This is a genomic window from Asticcacaulis endophyticus, assembly GCF_014652575.1.
Lineage (GTDB): Bacteria > Pseudomonadota > Alphaproteobacteria > Caulobacterales > Caulobacteraceae > Asticcacaulis > Asticcacaulis endophyticus.
In genome coordinates this window covers 1,655,405-1,675,537 of the sequence record NZ_BMZB01000001.1, presented here as the reverse complement: position 1 = coordinate 1,675,537, position 20,133 = coordinate 1,655,405, and the positions used below count along the sequence as shown (strand labels likewise).

Here is a 20,133-nt window from a genome sequence, read left to right as displayed (position 1 = left end):
ATGACCGCCGCCTTTTACCGGACCGAGAATGTCGCCGCCACCGAACCGGCGGATCGCTGGGCTGCGTTGATCCGCAGCGCCGAAGTCGCCCTGACCATTTTCTGCGTGTTCATGTTCACCGAAGCCCTGTGGGCGCCGCTATTTGCTCCCAATCAGGAAAACGGCGGCGAAACCGCGTGGATGCGCCTGCTATGGCTGCCGGTTTACGGGGCCACAGCGCTACTGTGCGCCTTACGAATTCCAAGTTTTTTGCGCGTAATCCCTGCCTTGTTTGCCACCGGCATATTTGTAGGGCTGGCTTATCTGTCATCCGTATGGTCGATCGCGCCTGATGTTTCCAGCCGGCGGGCCATTGCGCTGGCCTTTACCAGCCTGTTCGGGCTTTATCTGGGGGCACGCTATAAGGGCTCAGACCTGACTCAGATTGTGGGCATCACCTTTGTAGGTCTGGCGATCGGTTCCTATCTGGCAGCAGTTTTGTACCCAAAGATGGGTATCGCTCACGACATCAATGCCGGCGCCTGGCGCGGGCTATGGCACGAAAAGAACCAGATGGCCGCCATGATGGTGCTGGGGTTTATCGCCGCGTGTGCCTCCGCCTTTCAGGTGCCGGAGCGGCGCAAGGCATGGATCGCAGCCGCCGTAATGATATTCGTATTGGTCGTGCTGTCGCGCTCTAAGACCTCTCTACTGGCCTGTCTATTAAGTTTAGGGGCGATGCCGGTGCTGGTAGCCATTCAACGCGGCGGGTTGATCAGCGTCGTCATCGTCTGGTGCGCCACGACGGCGGCAACGCTTGGCACAGTGCTGTTTATGGCCATGCCCGATGTGATTCTGAAAGCTTTAGGCAAAGACCCGACCCTGACCGGCCGCACCCAGATCTGGGAAGCGCTGGGGCGGCTGTCCGAAGAACGCCCCTGGCTCGGCTATGGCTACAAAGCCTTCTGGGCCGAAGGGTCCGTGCCCGCCCTGATCGTGCGGCGCGAAACCCACTGGCCGGTGCCGTCGGCGCACAATGGCTGGCTGGATTTGCTGGTGCAGTTGGGCTGGGTCGGGGTGATTACCTTTGCGGTATTTTTGGCTATCTGTTTCCTGTGCGCCTTGTTTCGGTTCTCGCGCGTTAATGACGGCTTTTTCTCGGTGCTGATCCTGTGTCTATTCAGCTTTTTGATCCTGTCGGAAAGCTTTATTCTGGGGCAAAACAGCCTGATCTGGGTGCTGTTTGTGGCGGCAGCGGCCCGTCTGACCGCCAACCGTTTGCAGGAAAATTAGCGGGTATAGTGAACCTGCGAGTGGGGCCCCAGCGGCAGGTCAAAATGCACCCACCCGGCGGTCATCGCGATCCCCGCCACCATGAAACACAGGGCATATGGCAGCATCAGGGCCAGCAATGATCCCACGCCATAAGTCGAGTCCCACCGCCGGCAAAAGGCCAGAATGAGCGGAAAGTACGACATCAGCGGCGTCATGATATTGGTGTAGCTGTCGCCCATCCGGTAAGCCGCCGTCGTCATTTCGGGCGAAATACCAACCAGCATAAACATCGGCACGACGACGGGGGCCAGCGCCGACCACTTGGCCGAGGCCGAGCCGATAAACAGATCGAGCACCGATGAGAACAGCAGCACACTGACCAGCAGCAGCGGCGCGGGCAGGTTCCAGCCTTTGAGCACTTCGGCCCCGTTGATGGCGGCAATCGGCCCCAGCCCTGACCAGTTGAACATGGCGACAAAATGGGCGGCAAAGAAGGCAAACACGATGTAGGGCGCCATGGAGCGGATGCCCTCCCCCATCATGCGCACCACGTCATTGTCGGATTTGACCGTGCCCGCCTTGACGCCAAACGATATGCCGGTCGCCAGAAACAGCAGGAAGAAGCCGGGGATCAGGGCTGAATAGAAGGGCTGAAGCTGCGCCGGGCCGGTCTTTGTTTCATCAATCAGCGGCGTATAGCCCGGCCACAGCGCCAGCGCCGCAAACAGGGCGATGATGACCAGCGCGGCGATGCCTGCGGCCTTAAGGCCCTTCTTTTCGGCCTCAGTCACTTCGGACTTGGCCAGTTCGGCTTCGATTTCGGTGTCCTTAGTGCCGCCCCATTTGCCGAGGCGCGGCTCGGCGATTTTGTCGGTAATGAACCAAACGATGGGGGTGAACAGAAACACAATCGCCACAATGAACCACCAATTGCCGATCGGGTTCATGGTCCATTCGGGATCGATGATGCGGGCCGCTTCCTGCGTGAACCCAAACAGCAGCACATCAATCTGACCCGGCGTGATATTACCGGCATAACCGCCCGAAACCGCCGCAAAAGCGGCCGCCACACCCACCAGCGGATGCCGCCCGACCGAGGCATAGATCAGCGCTGCCAAAGGAATAAAGACCACATAACCGGTATCAGAGGCATGGTGCGACAACATGCCAATCACCGCCACGCACGGCGTCAATATGGCCTTGGGGGCATTGCGCAGACTTGAGCGGATCAGGGCGCTGAACATGCCGGTGCGTTCCGCCACCGCCGCGCCATACATGACGACCAACACGACGCCCAGCGGTGCAAATCCGGTCAGGGTCTTTGGCATATCGACCAGCAGGCGGGTGATGTTTTCCTGGGTGAACAAGCTGTCGGCGGTATAGGTGACGACCCCGTTTTCAAGCGTCGAGAACGGCGGCGCCTTATCGCCGGAAAAGGGGATCGAGGCCGACCAGCCAAGTTGCGCGCCGATGGTCGACAGCACCATCAGAACCAGGATCAGCCACACAAAGATCATGACCGGATCGGGCAGTTTATTCCCCAACCGCTCGATCAGACCCAGAAAGCCCTTCTGGCGTTGCATCGCATCGCTATTCGTCATGATCGATCCCCATACCACAGCAAAACCCTGAGCTTAGCGTTAAGCGCTTCGCTGTCAAACGCAGATAGTATCGAAAAGAACGATTTGCGGATTGTGGGCCTGACCACATTACCGGCAAATATTTCAAATCATAAATAAAACCAACACACTAAGACCTTGGAACATTCAGATAGGGTTCATAGGGCAAGGATCATTGTAAGGGCATCGGAACACAGTATTGAAAAGGAGAGACCCTATGAAACAGATATTCGCCGCATCGATGATGGCCATCATGATGGCATCCGCAGGCCTCAGCGGCACCGCTATGGCGCAACCGCGTCCTGATGACCGTCATGAGCAGGTTAAGGGCAAGACTGAAGCCCGCCATGATGACAGACGCGGGCCGCCCAAGGGCTGGCACAAGCACGATAAGTCGAGCTACAAAAAAGGCGGCTATGTTGCCTACAATGACTGGCAGCGCGGCAAGCCGGTCGATTACCGTAAGCATAAAAAGCTGAAAGCCCCGCCCCGTGGCTATGAATGGCGTCAGATTGATAACCGCTACGTCTTAGCTGCCGTTGCCACCGGCGTCATTGCCACCATTATTATAACGAGATAACTTAAAGAGCGGCACCCTAACCGGTGCCGTTTTTATGCCTTGGCCAGCTTAACAATTTCGGACTCGCTGAAACCCAGCGCCTGCAAGGCCGCAATGGCAATCCCTTCCGCATCAAGGCCCGCATCTGCGTACATAGCGTCGGGCTTATCGTGATCCTGGAACCGATCCGGCAGGGTCAGGGTACGGATCTTAAGGCCCGCATCCAGCGCGCCCTCTTCGGCCAGAAAATGCAGAACAAACGCCCCGAAACCGCCAACAGCGCCTTCTTCGACGGTGATCAGGCATTCATGGTGTTTAGCCAGTTGGCGGATCAGGTCTTTGTCGAGCGGCTTAGCAAAGCGGGCATCGGCCACCGTGGTGGATAGTCCCTTGGCGGCCAGAATGTCAGCGGCTTTGAGCGCTTCACTCAAGCGCGCGCCCAGCGACAGGATGGCGACTTTTGAGCCTTCGCGCACAATCCGGCCTTTGCCGATCGGCAGAGCTTCGGCCAGTTCGGGGATCACCGCCCCTGTGCCTTCGCCGCGCGGATATCTGAAGGCCGAGGGGCCGTCATCATAGGCGGTGGCGGTGGCAATCATGGCGGCTAGTTCGGCTTCATCGGACGCGGCCATCAAGACCATGCCCGGCAAGGCCCCTAGGTATCCGACATCGAACGTGCCCGCGTGGGTGGCGCCATCGGCCCCGACCAGTCCAGCCCGATCAATAGCAAAGCGCACCGGCAGATCCTGCAAGGCGACATCGTGCGCCACCTGATCATAGCCACGCTGCAAAAAGGTCGAATAGATGGCGCAGAACGGTTTCATGCCATCGGCCGCCAGACCGGCCGCAAAGGTGACCGCGTGCTGTTCGGCAATGCCGACATCAAAGGTGCGATCCGGGAAAATCTCGGCAAAACGATCAAGGCCGGTGCCCGATGGCATGGCCGCCGTGATGCCAACGATTTTCGGGTCTATGCGGGCGCGTTTGATCAGTTCCGAGGCAAACACATCGGTGTAGCTGGGGGCATTGGCCTTGGGCTTTGACTGCTCACCGGTGACCACATCGAACTTGGCGACACCGTGATATTTGTCGGCCGCACTTTCGGCGTGGACATAGCCCTTACCCTTTTGCGTCACCACATGGACCAGCACCGGGCGGTCCGTGATCGAATGAGCTTTTTTGAGCACAGCCAGCAGGTGTTCCATATTGTGGCCGTCGATCGGGCCAACGTAATAGAAACCCAGTTCCTCGAAAAACGTACCCCCGGTGACCATGCCGCGGGTAAATTCTTCTGCCTTGCGCGCGGCCTCGAACAATGGGCGCGGCAGGCGCTCAGCGACCGATTTTCCGAACTTGCGGAACGATTGATAGGCCCCGCCGGAAACGAGATTGGCCAGGTACGCACTCATGCCGCCGACCGGCGGGGCAATCGACATATCGTTGTCATTGAGGATGACGGTCAGGCTCTTGGTCGTCTCGCAGGCATTGTTCATCGCCTCATAGGCCATGCCTGCCGACATCGAGCCGTCGCCAATCACCGCTACGACGCGGTTGTCCTTACCCTGCAGGTCGCGGGCGGCGCAAAACCCCAGCGCTGCCGAAATGGACGTGGCCGCATGGGCTGCGCCGAACGGGTCATATTCGCTCTCAGACCGCTTGGTGAAACCCGACAGCCCACCGCCCTGACGCAGGGTGCGGATACGATCACGCCGTCCGGTCAGCAGCTTATGGGGATAGGTCTGATGGCCCACGTCCCAGATCAGAATATCTTTAGGGGTTTCAAAGACATGGTGCAGAGCCACCGTCAATTCGACCACGCCGAGCGCCGAGCCCAGATGGCCGCCGGTTTTTGAGACCACCTCGATGGTTTCCAGACGCACCTCATCGGCCAGCGCTTTCAGATCATGAAAGCTCAAAGACCTAATGCGCTCAGGCGGGGACAGGGTGTCGAGGACGGGCGTTACTGACGACATATTCATTACGCTTAAGAATATAGATTTTTGAATCGCTTTGAAATAACTAAATTATCGCCTCATTTGCGGCGATACGCGCTGGCTTCAGCTATCAACTCTGGCGATTAAGCACAAAATCAACACTTTCGCGCAAAAACCTCGCATCCGATCCAAACATATCGAGCCGCGACTTGGCCTGATCGGCCAGAATTTTGACCCGCGCCTTGGCCTCTTCGACGCCGAGCAGGGTCACAAAATTGGTCTTGCCCTTGGCGGCATCCTTACCGCCGGTGGCCTTGCCCAGCAGATCAGGGTCGCCTTCGACATCAAGCAAATCATCGGCAATCTGATAGGCCAACCCCAGATCCTGCGCAAAGTGCGTCAGGGCGTGGGATTCGCGATCACCGGCATCGGCAATGATCAGCGGAATTTCAAAGGCAAACACGATCAAAGCGCCGGTTTTCAGGCGCTGCATCCGCGCCACGCCCCCCATGTCATCCGACACACCGATCAGGTCGATCATCTGACCGCCCGCCATGCCGTGCGCCCCCGACGCCTGCGCCAGACGTGTCACCAGGTCGCAGCGCACCAGCGGGTCTTCGTGGGTGTCTTCCGACGCCATGATCTCAAACGCCACGCTTTGCAGGGCATCACCCGCCAGCACGGCGGTCGCTTCGTCATAGGCGCGGTGGACGGTCAACTGCCCACGGCGGATATCGTCATCGTCCATGCACGGCAGGTCATCGTGAATGAGGCTATAGGCATGGATGCACTCAAGGGCACAGGCGGCCCGCAGCACGGCCCGCTCATCGACATCGAACAAACGCCCGGTTTCCAGCGCAAAGAACGGCCGCAAGCGCTTACCCGGCCCCAGAGCCGCATAGCGCATGGCCTCGGTCAAACGCTGCTCCGGCCCGTCGGCGCGCGGCAAAAGCTCATCCAGCGCCATGGTCACCAAATCCGCCGTTTCCTGCATACGCTGGCGCAAGGGAGGAAGGTCGGAATTGGCGGCCATCAGGGTCAAGGCTTAGATCTTTCTCATTTAAGGCGTCACATGAGCGCGCGACAAAGCGCTGTATTAATTGAACTCTGCGGGGGCAACCCCTTCGACCTGCCCGGTTTTGGACAGGGATATTTTTTCGACCTGAATACGGGCGTCCTCAAGGCGCTTTTCGCAGTGCTTTTTCAGCTCTGCCCCGTAGGTGTAGAGCTTTAGCGATTCTTCCAGTGGCGCCGCACCCGACTCAAGCTTTTGCACGACCTTTTCAAGCTGGCTTAAAGCGTCCTCAAAAGACAAGGCGGAAATATCGTTTACAGCTTCGGTCATGGCGCGGATAAATTCTCTTGCGGCGATATATTCGTAACAGGCTTTAAGCCCTAAATTTCACCATATCAACCCTGTTTAGGGTCTAACAGACCGCTGATCAGCGCGCTTCGTACCGGCGGCAGCCCCAATATTTAAAGCCCTGCTCATGGGTTTTGGCGTAGCCGGAGCGCTTAAGCTCGCGCGAAATCATGTAGTTGAAATAGCCGTGGGCCAAGAGCACGACTTCATCGCCGCCGCTCGCCCGCTCCAGCAGGAAATCGGCGGCTTTGCGGGCGCGTACCTCAGCCTGACGGCGGGTTTCCTGCCCTTTGTGGTTGTTGAACGCCCACCACCAGAAGCGCGAAATCGCCCCCCAGTGCTTGGGGCTGAAGGTTAGGCTGTCGGGAAAATTCGGCGGCGGCAAGGGGGCTTCGATAAACAGATCCAGCGACTCAAACTCACGCTCACCACAGGCCATGCGCGCGGTTTCAAGTGCTCTCTGACGGGTCGATGACAGCAAATAGCGGGCGCGAGCAATATAGTCTTTGAGCACCTGCGGTGGTTGCTGGCCTTCGAGCAGCCCCCCTACCTCATAGCGTGCCCACCATTCGCCATAGCCTTTGGCGGTCAGTTTGACCCGCCGTGACAATGCTGGCTCGCCATGACGGACCAGCGTAATGGCTCCGCCCTTATGACGCGATGTGCTGCCCTTATCCGTCACCTTGCCCCCGGCCGGGGTATCAAGAGACTGCGGACTGAACGCCGACACCCCCATTTAAGGCCCCGATGGTTATTGACTACGATCTAAGCTCGTAGCCTGACAGGTGAGTCAAAACAAGGCTCTTTTCGCCTTTAGACTCTGGGGCGTTGCAGTCCGAAGTGGATGACATCGGTGCGGCCGGTGCGGAAACCGGCTTCGCAATAGGCCAGATAAAACAGCCACTGCTTACGGAAAGGCCCGTCAAAACCGCTGATGCGGCCCGCCTTCCACGCCGCCTCAAACCGCTGCGCCCACAGTTTTAGTGTGTGGGCGTAATCGAGCGCAAACCCATAGGTTTTAAGCGGTGACAGACCCACGCGCGCCGCCTGGTCTTTAAGCTTTGCAAGGCTTGGCAACATGCCGCCGGGGAAGATATATTTTTGAATAAAATCCGAACGCTGACGGTATTCATCAAACAGGTCATCGCGGATGGTGATGATCTGAAGGCCCGCCTTACCGCCGGGTTTAAGCCGCGCTTTGACCTGATCGAAATAGGCATCCCAATAGGCTTCGCCGACCGCCTCGAACATCTCAATGGAGACAATGGCGTCAAATTCGCCCTCGACATCGCGGTAATCCATCAGACGGATATCCACAAGATTATCGAGCCCGTGCCGTTTCATGCGCGCGATGGCATAATCGGCCTGCGCGGGTGATATGGTCAGGCAGGTGACCTTGGCCCCGACGGTTTGCGCGGCGTACTGGGCGAATCCCCCCCACCCGCAGCCGATTTCGAGCACGTGCTGGCCGGGTTTGAGATCAACCAGTTTGGCAAGGGCTGCATATTTGGCCGTCTGCGCGCTTTCCAGATCGGTTTCGGTACCAAACAGGGCCGACGAATAGGTCATGCTGGGGTCAAGCCACTGACCATAAAAATCATTGCCGAGATCATAGTGGGCGAAAATATTGCGTTTGGAACCCTCTTTGGTGTTTTTATTGAAGGCGTGGACGATATTGTTGAACGCCCGCACCAGCGGATTGCCGACCAGCAGTATCTTAAGCTTATCAAGGTTGTGGCTCAGCACGGTCAACAGAGCCGCCAGATCAGGTGTATCCCATTCGCCTTCGCGGTATCCGTCGCAAAAGCCGATATCGCCCGACGCCATCACCCGGCGGATAAAGCGGGTATTCTTTACCTGCAACTGTGCCGAAGGCCCCTCTTCTACCCCCGTAAGCGACCAGACGCCACCATTCGGAAAGATAATATCCAGCCGGCCTTTGCGCCAGTTTTTATTGAGAATTTTCAGACTTTTGCGAAACGCCGCCGGTAAGATCGACATATCTGCAGGCTTAAGCGCAGGTGATGTGCGCGCGGATGTATCTGACGCAGAGTGGTTTACTGGTGACGTGAGCATACGCAGGCACCCTTCCTCTATGTATGAGGCAAATATAACTTATTTAATGAGACGAAGACACAAAAAAGCGATACCGGATGCTACCGCACTGGCCACAGCGCCCCAGCCGATGTCTATGTATGATAATGGCGCTGACCAGTTTTTTACCACGGCTAACGCGGTAAGATTATAGGTGCCATAACCGATAAGCCCGACCATAAAACCATTAGTCACGGCTGACATGAGCGGCGATAAACCATAGGGGCTGACCTGACCGCTGGCCGCCGGATAGACCGCAAACCAGGTCAGGCCAAAGACATACAGAATGTAAAACAGGATCGCGGGCGGGACATTAAATTTTTCCAGCAACAAATCGCCCATCATAGGCCGGTAAATCCGCCCGGCCATATTTGACAGCCACAGAAAATCAAGTATCGCAAAAACGATGAATACCGCGCTGTAGCTGAGGGCAAATCTGGTCATCTCTAAATCCGCGCAAACGGTTTAAGCAGCTTACCCAGCAAGGTCTTGGGCGCAATCGGCGCCAAGGCCGAAATCAGGCAGATGCACTCCTGCCCGCCCGCAATCGCCGGAGCGTGAATATCGCCCGGTGCCTGCGCCACCAGATCGCCGGGCAGATAATCCCCGCCAACATCAGAAAAACGCCCGGTCAGCACTAGGGTTAGTTCAAGGCCCTTATGGTCATGGTCGGGCATGTTCATGCCGCCCTTAACACCCATCAGATAGGTATGCGCGCCGTCGGTTTCATTATCCAGCGAGGCAATCCACACACCTGGCGCCGCCCAATAACGCGGCTTGAAATCCTGCGGTTTAAGGCCCGCCGGAAGGGCGATCCCTTCGAGATAGGGCTTAGGCTTGGCAGGTTTGGCAGTGGGCTGAGACACGGTCTCTTCCGGCCGTTCAATGCGCGCCAGCGCCAGATCGAGTGCATCGGCTGACATCTCAACGCCGTCCGTGTCCTCAAGCAAGGCCGCGCCGATCACGTCAAACAGCCTCAGTTGGGCACGACATTCGGCGCAGGCCTCAACATGGGCGCGCACGGTCAGGCCCTGCCCGCGCGGCATCCGGCCGTTATGATAGTCCAGCAAAAGTTCAGTGGCGGGGTGGTGCATAACGCTACTCATGATCTTAACACAGGGTCTTTGGCGAGCGAGGCCTCATACGCGCTTTTGAGGCGCATCATGGCCAGACGCAGTCTCGATTTCACGGTGCCCAGCGGTATCGACAGGGCGGCGGCAATTTCACCATGGGACAGGTCTTCAAAAAACGACAGCCGGATGACTTCCATCTGCTCCGGCGGCAGGTTCTGCATCAGGGCGGCCATGGACTTTACCGACTGAGCGGTAATCACTGCGTCATCGGCGGCGCGGTCGGGTTCCGGCGCCCACAGGTCTTCTGGCAGTTCCTTGACGCGCTGTAGCTTACGCAGATTATCAATGCGCAGATTGCGGGCGATGGCGTAAATCCAGGTCGAGCCCTGCGCCTTGTGCGGGTCGAAATAATGGGCTTTACGCCAGACATTCAACAGCGTGTCCTGCGCCAGATCTTCGGCCTCAGACGCGTTCATGCCCCGCCCCATCATGAAGGCCTTGAGCTTTGGGGCAAACTGCGAGAACAACCTCGCATAGGCCGCTCGGTCGCGGTCAACGGCGATTTTCAGGATCAGGGCCTCTACCGTGGCGGCACGCAGGTCGTCATGAGACATAATGTATGATGCGCCAATCTGAGGGCGCACGTCAAACCCTTCCGCGGTGAAGGCGTCGGGGTCCAGGGTCAGGGTCGACATGCGCTGTTTCATGACGGTTAGTACGGCACGCGATTTCAGACAGATCACGCAAGCGTAAAAAAATATGCCGCTTGATCCATGCGCGAGAGGGCGGCGTATAGGTTGAGTAAGTCTAACCGTGAGGCCCGTGCATGTCCGACAGCCATATCTATGATCCTATCAAGCCGTTTGACCAGCATGGCCCTCACGCTGATTTCAGCTTCAGCCGCATGCCGCTGGGTGAGGATCGCCAAAGGGTCGCCATCATCGGTACCGGCATTGCCGGTCTGTCGGCAGCGTGGATGCTGAAAGATAGTTACGACCTGACTGTGTTTGAAAAAGCCGCTAAACCCGGCGGCCATTCCCACAGCTTTAATGCCGGCACCACCGAAGATCCGCTGTGGATCGATATGGGTTTTATTGTCTTTAACAACCCTTGTTACCCCAACCTTTTGAATTTGTTTGATCATTTGGGCGTGGCCCATGAGCCGTCTGACATGTCGTTCGGTGTCAGTGTCGATCAGGATGGACCGGGGCACCTGGAGTATGCCTCAACCAGTTTGAATGGCCTGTTTGCTCAGCGCCGCAACCTGATCCGTCCGCGGTTTTTGAGCCTGCTGTCGGACATCATGCGCTTTTACAAACATGCGCCGATTGATACCAAGGCCCTGACCTCCGACAGCTATACATTGGGCGAGTACCTGACCGATAAGCGTTATGGCCGGGCGTTTATCGATGATCACCTGCTGCCACAAGCGGCGGCGATCTGGTCGACCTCGGCGCGCGAGATCATGGACTATCCGCTCAAGGCCTTCATTGCGTTCTTTGAAAATCACGGCCTGCTGCGCCTGAAAGACCGCGTGCCGTGGCGGACGGTGACGAACGGCTCTCAGGCCTATGTCGAAAAATTGACGGCGACATTCACAGACCGCATCGTCACCAACACCGCCATCCGAACCGTGATCCGCCATGAGCGCGAAGTGATCGTGATCGATGAGCAAGACCGCGCTCACCGCTTTGATCATGTGATTTTCGCCACTCATACGCCTGATACGCTGGCCATGCTCGGTGACCCGGATGATATGGAAACCGATATCTTAGGCGGCATCAGCTATACGCCCAACACGGTGGTCCTGCATACCGACGCGAACCTGATGCCCAAGCGCCGCCATGCATGGTCAAGCTGGAACTATATTGGTAAGGGCGCGGACCATGACCGTCAGCTCTGCGTCAGCTACTGGATGAACCGGCTTCAGAACCTGAACACCGATACCGATTATTTTGTGACCCTCAATCCGGTCACGCCGGTTGATCCGGCCAAGATCATATCGGTGGCCGAGTTTGACCACCCGCTGTTTAATGCCCGCGCCCTCAAGTCACAGCAACATATCGGGCTTATTCAGGGCGTACGCCGGACATGGTTCTGCGGGGCGTGGATGGGTCATGGCTTTCACGAAGACGGTCTGCAATCCGGGTTGGCGGTAGCCGAAGCCTTGAGCGGGTTGAAACGTCCGTGGGCGTTTGATGCGGCCCAAAGCCGTATTGCGTGGCGGCCCAAACCGGCTGACTATGCAGCCGATATAGCTGCCGAGTAGCTAAATGAACGCGCCCTTCCCCGCCCCTGCTGAGCATAAAATCAACCGGCCAGATGCGCTGGCGGCGGGTCTTTATGCGGGGGACGTGCTGCATGTCCGTTATGCGCCGAAATCACACCGGCTGAGCTATAAGGTGTTTCAGGTGTTGCTAGATCTAGATCATCTGGACGCCGACCTCAAACCCCTGAAATGGCTGTCGCTAAACCGGTTTGGCTGGCTCAGTTTCCATGAGGCCGACCACGGCCCGGATCAGGCCGACACAGCGCGGCCACTCAAGGACCGCGTGGTGCGCCATCTGAAATCCCGCGACATGTACGTAGACGGCGACCGGCTGTTTCTGCTGACCATGCCGCGGGTTCTGGGCTATGTGTTCAACCCGATCAGCCTCTATTTCGTGCAGGCCCCGGATGGCCAGATCCGCTCAGTGGTCTATGAGGTCAACAACACCTTTGGCGACCGCCATTCTTATGTCTTGCCGGTTGAGACCGACGCCCGCCACATCCATCAGCACAGTCCCAAGCGGCTGCATGTGTCACCGTTCATGGACATGGATATGAGCTATGATTTTGACCTTACGGCCCCGCGTGAGACCTTTGCGCTCAAGATCATGCTGCGGCAAAAGGGGGAGAATATGCTGCTGGCGGCCTTTACGGCCCGGCGCGAGGCCTTGAGCGATAAGGCCCTGATGCAGCAGTTTTGGGGCCTGCCGCTGATGACGCTGGGGGTCATGGCCGGCATACATTGGGAAGCGCTGAAAATCTGGCTGAAAGGCATCACGTACCGCCCCAAACCGCCGACGGCGAAATCTTCGGCCTCAGTCGGGTGATCTTTCTCCTCCCTATCGCAGATGGGGGGTGGATCGGAGCGTTAGCGACGAGACGGAGGGGGGCAGCGCTGTCACTGTGAGCACTCAGGCGGATAAGTTTAAGTAAGAAGAATCCCCCTCCGTCAGCCCTCACGGGCTGCCACCTCCCCATTTCTACGCAATAGGGAGGAGATAAATGAAGCGTCAAAACCTTTACGCGCAGCCTACAGCATCTTCACGGTGCGGATCGAAAACTGCGACACCAGCTTAGAGACGCCCGGCATGGTTGACAGCACATCGCGGTGGACGTCTTCATACGACAGGCTATCGCGCAGCACGATTTTCAGCAGATAATCCGCCTCACCCGACATCAGGTGGCATTCTTCGATGGGGGCGCATGTCAGGGCGACCTTCTCAAATTTCTCGAACGTCTCCCGGCGCTGATCCTGCAAGGTGACGTGCACGAACACGGTGCCCTGCTTGCCCTGAATGTTTTCCGCGATGACCGCGCGGTAGCCGGTGATGATGCCACGCTGTTCTAAAATCTTGACGCGGCGGTGGGCCGCTGACGGGCTTAAGCCCACCTTTTCGCCCAGTTCAGCCGCCGTGGCGCGTGCATCCGCCCGCAAAACCTTAATCAGTTCGCGGTCGAAGGAATCGAGATCGGAAAATTTATCGGCATTGGCCATGTTTTTGAGAATATCTGGCGCAACTTGGCAATTCAAGCTGCAAATTTGCAAAAACATCTTACGGTTTTCGTATCATTATCAACAAAATAACACTGTGATCACAACAGGCTATAATCACTGGAAACCGACAGGAGGCCACTCATGAAAATCAGCGTTCCGAAAGAAATCAAGAACCACGAATATCGGGTCGGCTTAGTGCCGGATTCGGTGGCAGAGCTTACCCATCACGGCCATGAGGTCTATGTGGAAACACTGGCCGGGGCCGCCATTGGCTTTTCGGATAAGGACTATCTGGCCGCCGGTGCCATCATTGTCGCCACCGCCGAAGAGGTCTTCGCCGTCGGCGACCTGATCGTCAAGGTCAAGGAGCCGCAGATTCACGAATGTGCCCGCCTGCACCCCCATCAAACCCTGTTCACCTACCTGCATCTGGCCGCCGACAAACCGCAGGCCCAGGCCCTGATGGCGTCGGGAGCGACCTGCATCGCCTATGAGACTGTGACCGAGCCCCAAGGGGGCCTGCCTCTGCTGCGCCCCATGTCCGAAGTGGCGGGGCGGTTGTCAGTTCAGGTCGGGGCCGTTTATCTGCATAAGGCTTACGGCGGACGCGGTGTGCTGCTTGGCGGTGTGCCGGGGGTGGCACCGGGCAAGGTCGTGATCATCGGCGGCGGGGTGGCGGGCCTCAATGCCGCCCAGATGGCGATCGGGCTTCATGCCGATGTCACGGTGCTGGATATCTCCGCCCATAAGCTGATTGAGATCGACCAGACCTATCAGGGGCGCATCAAAACCGCCTACGCCTCAAAGGCCGCCATTGCCGCCGCCGTCAGGGAGGCTGACCTCGTGATCGGGGCCGTGCTGATCCCCGGTGCGGCCGCCCCTAAGCTGGTTACCCGCGATATGGTCAAGTCCATGAAGACAGGTGCGGTCATGGTCGATATCGCCATCGATCAGGGCGGCTGCTTTGACACTTCGCGCCCGACCTCGCATCAGGACCCGATCTATATCGAGGACGGCGTTGTCCATTACTGCGTCACCAATATGCCGGGGGCTGTGGCGCGCACGTCGGCTCTGGCTTTGAATAACGCCACCTTGCCGTTTGTGCTCAAGATGGTGCGGCAGGGTGTCGCAGGGGCCTTGTCAACCGATCCCCATCTGCGCGCAGGCCTTAATATTAAAGGCGGAAAGATCACCCACCGCGCGGTGGCAGATGCCTTAAATCTTGACTACAGCGGACTTGAAACCCTGACCTGAAGCCCCATATCAGGTCTACGAGCGATGCGACTGTTCTTCCCCCTTGCAGTCTCCGCTCCTGCGTAGAGCGCCAAACGCGCCCTACCCAAAGGACGCTCGAACCGCCCCCCGTTCGAGCGTCCTTTTTAATGTGCATTTTACAGCTAATCAATCGGTTGATTTTGATTTATAGTCAGATTTCATATCAATCATGAGAGCTAAGCCGCCGCATGACAGTAAACGCCGCCAACACTCGCCCAAAACCCATAAGCCGTCCGGCACCAGGTCGCACCCATATCCGCCAGATCAAGGCCGATGAGCTTTATATCGTGCAGTCTCTGGCCCAGCGGATATGGCCCAACAGCTATGACGGCGTTATCGCCCCGCACCAGATCGACACCATGCTGGCGCAGATCTATGCGCTCGATACGCTGGAGCAGGACATGGACGAACTGGGGCATGTGTTCTGGATCATCAGCTATGCCGTGCCCGGTGAGCCGCCGGTCGATACGGGCTTTGCCTCGGCCTATAAGGACGGTTCCACCCTGTGGATCAAGAAGCTTTATATCCTGCCGGAATATCAGGGGCTGGGGCTGGGTAAGGCGTTGATGCATCAGGCGCTTGCGCACTTCGCACCCGCCACGCACCTGTCGCTCTATGTCAATAAGGGCAACGAAAAGGCCATCGACTATTACAAATATAACGGCCTTCAGGTCATTACCGAAGTGCCGGTACGCATGGGCCCGTTTGACTTTACCGACTATATTATGACCAAGGCGTTGTAGGCTTTCCACAACTATACTCCCCCGGCGTGCCGGGGGAGGTGGCAGCCCGTAGGGCTGACGGAGGGGGGCCAACACATACAAAATAAGTGAACCGGTTTATTCGGCTTTTGTTTCCGCCAGATACTCAACCGCCTTAGCCTTTTCCTCCGGTGTAAGTTGCCCCTCCAAGGCCTGCGCCCGCACGGCGGCGGCGGCCTGATCGCCGTCCCTGGCTAACCGCGTAAACTCAACATAGGCCCTGAGCAGGTTTTTGTCCGTCCCTGTACCCCTTTCCAACATATCGGCCGCTTTAAAGCGCGCGACAGCGTGATCCTTGAAACCGGCCTTTTGGTACCAGCCAAAGGCCTCAGCGTCATTGCGGACCACACCCTCCCCACGCATCAGCTTTTCGGCCAGAATAAACTGCGACCCGCCGTGCCCCTGCTCGGCGGCCAGACGGTACCACTTCGCCGCCTCCGCCTTATCGACCGGCACCGAAAAGCCGTAGTCATAGATTTCAGCCATGCGCACTTGAGACGATAATTTGCCGCCCTCAGCCGCCTTACGCTCGACCTCGATCGGGTCTGGATAGGCCTGAACGCCCCAGTTTTCATAGGCGACATAACCAAAGCCTGCCAGCACGGCCACGACCGGCACGACATAGGCCCAGATTTTCCAATTTTGCTTAGTCCGTTTGCTCATGTCCCGGATCGCCATATTTTCTGTCACGCAGATCAACTATGAAGTTAACCTCTTTTGCAACTCTTTAAAATGACGTATCAACACCCACATATCCAATGATCGGCCTGATGCCGGTTATTGAAATTTGAGCATTCGAGGGAGCTCCTGACATGCAATTCGCATCTAAACTGGGTAAGCGTATCGCGGCCTTTGCCGCACTGGCCGCCGCCGCTGTCACCTTATCCGCCTGCGGATTCAACACCATTCCGACCAAGCAGGAAGCCACCAAGGCCAAGTGGGCCGACGTGCAGTCGCAATATCAGCGCCGCGCTGACCTGATCCCCAATCTGGTCTCGACCGTTCAGGGCGCCGCCATTCAGGAGCGCACGACCCTGACCGAAGTGGTCGAAGCCCGCGCCAAGGCGACCTCCGTCAATGTGGACGCCTCCACCATCACCGATCCGGCCAAGTTCCAGCAGTTCCAGCAGGCTCAGGACGGCCTGTCGTCAGCGCTGGGCCGCCTGATGGTCGTGGTTGAACGCTATCCTGACCTGAAATCGAACCAAAACTTCCTGGCCCTGCAATCGCAATTAGAGGGCACGGAAAACCGCATCAATATTGCCCGCAACGATTATAACGAATCGGCGCGCGATTTTAACACGACCTTACGCACCTTCCCGTCGATCGTGTGGGCCAAGACCATCTATGGCGGTGAAAAGCCGTTCGAGTACTTCCAGGCTGCGGCTGGCGCTCAGAACGCACCTTCGGTCAATTTCGATGGCTTAAAGCCGTCTGATCCGGCGCCAGCAGCCCCGGCTGCCGCACCCGCCACCGTTCAGTAACCGGCTTAGACCACACTCAGGCCGCATCCCATGACTAATTTATCCGTCCATAAGGCACGATCATGGGGTGCGGCTGTTTGGCTGGCCCTGATGGCGCTGGTGTTCGCCAGCGCCGCCTTTGCCGAACCGACCTTTCCCAAGCTAAGCGGTCGCGTCGTCGATCAGGCCAATTTGCTGACGCCAGAGGTTGAGGCCGAACTGACGGGAAAGCTGGCGGCGTTAGAGCAGACCACCTCCGATCAGGTGGTGGTGATCACGGTGCCCGATCTCGAAGGCTACGACATCGCTGAATATGGCTATAAGCTGGGGCGGACCTGGGGTATCGGTCAGTCAGCCGAAAATGCCGTCGGCACCGATATCACTCAGAAAAACAACGGCGTATTGCTGATCGTCGCCCCCAATGAACGTAAAGTGCGTATCGAAGTCGGTTACGGCCTTGAACCCGTCATTACGGACGCTTTGTCGTCACTCATCATTCAGACCCGTATCCTGCCGCAGTTTCGTGAAAACAACTATCCGGGCGGGATTGTCGCCGGCACCGATGCCCTCATTGAGCAGTTATCGCTGGATCGCGGCGTCGCCATCGACCGCGCCAAGCAGGCCGCGCAACAGCAGCCCCAGGAACAGGAAATCCCGCGCTGGGTCATCATTCTGATCTTCATCCTGATCGTCATGTTCTCACGCGGCTGGCTGCCGTTCTTCCTGCTCGGTGGCCTGGGCGGCGGCGGGGGTGGCTGGTCAGGTGGTGGCGGAGGCGGCTTCGGCGGCGGAGGTTTTGGCGGGGGTGGCGGCGGCTTCGGCGGCGGCGGCTCATCAGGCAGTTGGTAGGATCAGATCATGGCACTTAAAATCGATCACAGCCGCATCAATGCCGCCATCTCAAAGGCCGAGGAAACAACGTCGGGTGAGATCACCTGCGTCATCAAATCAAAGCCGCTGGATTACCCCGAAACCCCGCTGATGTGGGCCACGGCCGCCGCCCTGATCGGGCCGGTCATCATGGCGCTGATGGGCGTGTGGCCGCAGGACTGGCTGATACACCTCCTGCCTAGTGCTGCCATTGAGTGGCAGTCGGCCCACGGCCAGCAGGAATTTTATAACCGGCTGGAAACCATCGGGCTTTACGGCTTGGTGCAGGTTATTCTGTTTGCCGTCGTTTATGGGCTGGTCACCATCCCCAAGGTGCGGCTGGCCCTGACGCCGAGCAGCATCAAGCGCAAACGCGCCCACAAAAAGGCCATGGAGCAGTTCATGGCCCGCGGCCTGCACCTGACCAAGGCCCGCACCGGCGTGATGATCTTTTGTGCGCTGGAAGAGCATTTTGTCGATGTTATCGCCGATGAGGGCATCTATTCCAGGGTCGATCATAAGGTCTGGGATGAGACGGTGGCGGCGCTGATCAGCCATATCAAACGCGATGACCTGACCGGCGGGTTCGAGGCCGCGGTCATCAAAAGCGGCGAAGTGTTAAGTGCGCACTTCCCGCCCGATGCGGTTAATCTCAACGAACTGCCGGACGTGCTGATCGAGATCTGACTTCAGAACTCCCCCTCCGGGGACGCCCGCGCGGTGCAGGGGAGCCTTTATGCAGGCTGAGCCTGCGTAAAGAGGGGGTAAATTACCCTTGCTTTGGCGACCACACAGCGTTAAACACGCGCCCCTTTTGAAAAGCTGATGGTGCGCCATGACCTCCCGTCCATATTGCGGTATAGATTTCGGCACGTCCAATTCGGCAGTGTGTGCGGGTTTTGGCGATCGTCTCGAACTGGTGCCGGTCGAAGGCGCCTCCGTGACCTTACCGTCGGCCTTATTTTTCAATTTTGAGACTGAGACCCTGACATTTGGCCGGGCGGCCATCAGTGAATATCTGGAGCACTATGAAGGCCGCCTAATGCGCGCGCTGAAATCGGTTCTGGGCAGCCGCCTGATCGGAGAAACCACCCAGATTGGTGCAAGCCGCAAGGATTTTCGCGCCATTATCGGGCTCTATATCAAACACCTGAAAGCCTGCGCCGAAGCCCATACGGGTGAAAAAATCGAGGATGTGGTTCTGGGCCGACCCGTCCATTTCGTCGACGAGGACCCGGAGGCCGATGCCCGCGCCGAGGCCGAACTGCGCGGCATAGCCGAGGCGCAAGGGTTCAAAAACATCAGCTTTGAATATGAACCGCTGGCCGCCGCCCGCGATTACGAAAGCCGACTGACGCGCGATGAGGTCGTGCTGGTCGTCGATATCGGCGGGGGTACGTCCGACTTTTCGGTGATCAAGCTGTCGCCCAAGGCCAAACGTGGCGATGACCGTACAAACAGCATTCTGGCCAATTCAGGCGTGCATATCGGCGGTACGGATTTCGATACGCGCCTGAGCCTTAATACCGCCATGCGGGAGATGGGCTTCCGCTCGCAGATGAAAAGCGGACTGGATATGCCGGGGCTTTATTATCACCAACTGGCGACCTGGCACCTGATCAATTTTCTCTATACGCAAAAAAACATCGCGGGCATCCGGCAACTGCATTTTCAGGCCGCACAGCCCGAATTGACGCAGCGGCTGGTTGATACGGTCGATAAGCAACTGGGCCACCATGTCGCCAACCGGATTGAGGGCGCCAAGATCGCTTTGTCGGATCAAAGTGCCACTACGGTTGACCTCAGCGCCGTTGACGCGAATTGGCTGATGAGCATTGACCGCGGCACCCTCAAGGCCGCGACCGAGCGTGAGGTCGGCCGGATTGTGGATACGGCGGTGGCCTGCGTCACCGAAAAGGCCGGTCTTGAGATTGATGCCATCCATACCCTGTTTATGACCGGGGGTTCGACCGCCATGCCGGGCTTTGAAGACGCCATGAGTGCCGCCTTCCCTGCCGCCGCTATTAACTACGGCGACCGTTTTTCGTCGGTGGCGTCGGGCTTGGGGCTGGCCGCAAAAGAGCGGTATTGTCTTTGAGGAAGAT

General features: G+C 57.9%; 21 protein-coding genes. 10 read left to right on the top strand and 11 right to left on the bottom strand.

Annotated features, from left to right (window positions below):
- Complete coding sequence (locus tag IE102_RS07540; protein WP_189485777.1) at positions 1 to 1,272, top strand: O-antigen ligase family protein; 1,272 nt, start codon at positions 1 to 3, stop codon at positions 1,270 to 1,272.
- Here IE102_RS07540 and IE102_RS07535 read toward each other — a convergent pair.
- The gene (locus IE102_RS07535) at positions 1,269 to 2,855 is read right to left on the bottom strand and encodes an AbgT family transporter (RefSeq protein ID WP_189485776.1); all 1,587 of its coding nucleotides are present in this window, start codon (positions 2,853 to 2,855) and stop codon (positions 1,269 to 1,271) included. The two genes, IE102_RS07540 and IE102_RS07535, sit on opposite strands and share 4 nt — an antisense overlap.
- Positions 2,856 to 3,090: 235 nt before the next feature.
- Between IE102_RS07535 and IE102_RS07530 the strand changes: the two genes are divergently transcribed.
- Positions 3,091 to 3,453 (top strand): RcnB family protein, encoded by a 363-nt coding sequence (locus tag IE102_RS07530; protein ID WP_189485775.1) that lies wholly within the window; start codon positions 3,091 to 3,093, stop codon positions 3,451 to 3,453.
- Positions 3,454 to 3,485: 32 nt separating this feature from the next.
- On the opposite strand, the gene dxs is transcribed toward IE102_RS07530, so the two are convergent.
- The 8 genes from dxs to IE102_RS07490 form a co-directional block, all read right to left on the bottom strand.
- On the bottom strand, positions 3,486 to 5,405 hold the full coding sequence (dxs, locus tag IE102_RS07525) for a 1-deoxy-D-xylulose-5-phosphate synthase (RefSeq protein WP_189485774.1): 1,920 nt from the start codon (positions 5,403 to 5,405) through the stop codon (positions 3,486 to 3,488).
- Between the two features lie 91 nt (positions 5,406 to 5,496).
- Positions 5,497 to 6,408 (bottom strand): polyprenyl synthetase family protein, encoded by a 912-nt coding sequence (locus IE102_RS07520; RefSeq protein ID WP_229807613.1) that lies wholly within the window; start codon positions 6,406 to 6,408, stop codon positions 5,497 to 5,499.
- Between the two features lie 54 nt (positions 6,409 to 6,462).
- A complete protein-coding gene (locus IE102_RS07515; RefSeq protein ID WP_189485773.1) occupies positions 6,463 to 6,711 on the bottom strand; it encodes an exodeoxyribonuclease VII small subunit in 249 nt (82 codons plus the stop codon).
- A 97-nt stretch (positions 6,712 to 6,808) separates the two neighbouring features.
- On the bottom strand, positions 6,809 to 7,465 hold the full coding sequence (locus tag IE102_RS07510) for a histidine phosphatase family protein (RefSeq protein WP_189485772.1): 657 nt from the start codon (positions 7,463 to 7,465) through the stop codon (positions 6,809 to 6,811).
- Positions 7,466 to 7,542: 77 nt separating this feature from the next.
- Entirely contained in the window at positions 7,543 to 8,730 is a 1,188-nt protein-coding gene (locus tag IE102_RS07505) for an SAM-dependent methyltransferase (RefSeq protein WP_229807612.1), read from the bottom strand.
- Between the two features lie 114 nt (positions 8,731 to 8,844).
- On the bottom strand, positions 8,845 to 9,267 hold the full coding sequence (locus tag IE102_RS07500; protein WP_189485770.1) for a DUF2177 family protein: 423 nt from the start codon (positions 9,265 to 9,267) through the stop codon (positions 8,845 to 8,847).
- A 2-nt stretch (positions 9,268 to 9,269) separates the two neighbouring features.
- Positions 9,270 to 9,917 (bottom strand): ChrR family anti-sigma-E factor, encoded by a 648-nt coding sequence (locus IE102_RS07495; protein ID WP_189485769.1) that lies wholly within the window; start codon positions 9,915 to 9,917, stop codon positions 9,270 to 9,272.
- A gap of 8 nt (positions 9,918 to 9,925) precedes the next feature.
- Entirely contained in the window at positions 9,926 to 10,591 is a 666-nt protein-coding gene (locus tag IE102_RS07490; RefSeq protein WP_229807611.1) for a sigma-70 family RNA polymerase sigma factor, read from the bottom strand.
- A 131-nt stretch (positions 10,592 to 10,722) separates the two neighbouring features.
- Here IE102_RS07490 and IE102_RS07485 point away from each other — a divergent pair, with 131 nt between their 5' ends.
- A complete protein-coding gene (locus tag IE102_RS07485) occupies positions 10,723 to 12,165 on the top strand; it encodes an NAD(P)/FAD-dependent oxidoreductase (protein ID WP_229807610.1) in 1,443 nt (480 codons plus the stop codon).
- Between the two features lie 4 nt (positions 12,166 to 12,169).
- On the top strand, positions 12,170 to 12,991 hold the full coding sequence (locus IE102_RS07480; RefSeq protein WP_189485768.1) for a DUF1365 domain-containing protein: 822 nt from the start codon (positions 12,170 to 12,172) through the stop codon (positions 12,989 to 12,991).
- Positions 12,992 to 13,194: 203 nt separating this feature from the next.
- Here IE102_RS07480 and IE102_RS07475 read toward each other — a convergent pair whose 3' ends face one another.
- Positions 13,195 to 13,659: an Lrp/AsnC family transcriptional regulator gene (locus IE102_RS07475; protein WP_189485767.1), complete on the bottom strand. Its 465-nt coding sequence runs from the start codon at positions 13,657 to 13,659 to the stop codon at positions 13,195 to 13,197.
- Positions 13,660 to 13,800: 141 nt separating this feature from the next.
- Here IE102_RS07475 and ald point away from each other — a divergent pair, with 141 nt between their 5' ends.
- Both ald and IE102_RS07465 read left to right on the top strand, forming a co-directional pair.
- Positions 13,801 to 14,913, top strand: a complete 1,113-nt coding sequence (gene ald, locus IE102_RS07470; RefSeq protein WP_189485766.1) for an alanine dehydrogenase — start codon at positions 13,801 to 13,803, stop codon at positions 14,911 to 14,913.
- A gap of 209 nt (positions 14,914 to 15,122) precedes the next feature.
- Positions 15,123 to 15,677 (top strand): GNAT family N-acetyltransferase, encoded by a 555-nt coding sequence (locus IE102_RS07465; protein WP_189485765.1) that lies wholly within the window; start codon positions 15,123 to 15,125, stop codon positions 15,675 to 15,677.
- Positions 15,678 to 15,773: 96 nt separating this feature from the next.
- Here IE102_RS07465 and IE102_RS07460 read toward each other — a convergent pair whose 3' ends face one another.
- Positions 15,774 to 16,358, bottom strand: a complete 585-nt coding sequence (locus tag IE102_RS07460) for a tetratricopeptide repeat protein (protein ID WP_189485764.1) — start codon at positions 16,356 to 16,358, stop codon at positions 15,774 to 15,776.
- A gap of 149 nt (positions 16,359 to 16,507) precedes the next feature.
- Between IE102_RS07460 and IE102_RS07455 the strand changes: the two genes are divergently transcribed.
- From IE102_RS07455 to IE102_RS07440, 4 genes are all read left to right on the top strand, one after another.
- Positions 16,508 to 17,179, top strand: coding sequence for a LemA family protein (locus tag IE102_RS07455; RefSeq protein ID WP_189485763.1), 672 nt, complete (start codon positions 16,508 to 16,510; stop codon positions 17,177 to 17,179).
- Positions 17,180 to 17,209: 30 nt separating this feature from the next.
- Positions 17,210 to 18,007, top strand: coding sequence for a TPM domain-containing protein (locus IE102_RS07450; protein WP_189485762.1), 798 nt, complete (start codon positions 17,210 to 17,212; stop codon positions 18,005 to 18,007).
- A 9-nt stretch (positions 18,008 to 18,016) separates the two neighbouring features.
- Positions 18,017 to 18,715: a TPM domain-containing protein gene (locus tag IE102_RS07445; protein ID WP_189485761.1), complete on the top strand. Its 699-nt coding sequence runs from the start codon at positions 18,017 to 18,019 to the stop codon at positions 18,713 to 18,715.
- A 148-nt stretch (positions 18,716 to 18,863) separates the two neighbouring features.
- Positions 18,864 to 20,126 carry an Hsp70 family protein gene (locus IE102_RS07440; RefSeq protein WP_189485760.1) on the top strand — a complete coding sequence of 421 codons (1,263 nt, stop codon included), beginning with the start codon at positions 18,864 to 18,866 and terminating at the stop codon, positions 20,124 to 20,126.
- Positions 20,127 to 20,133 lie beyond the last annotated feature (7 nt).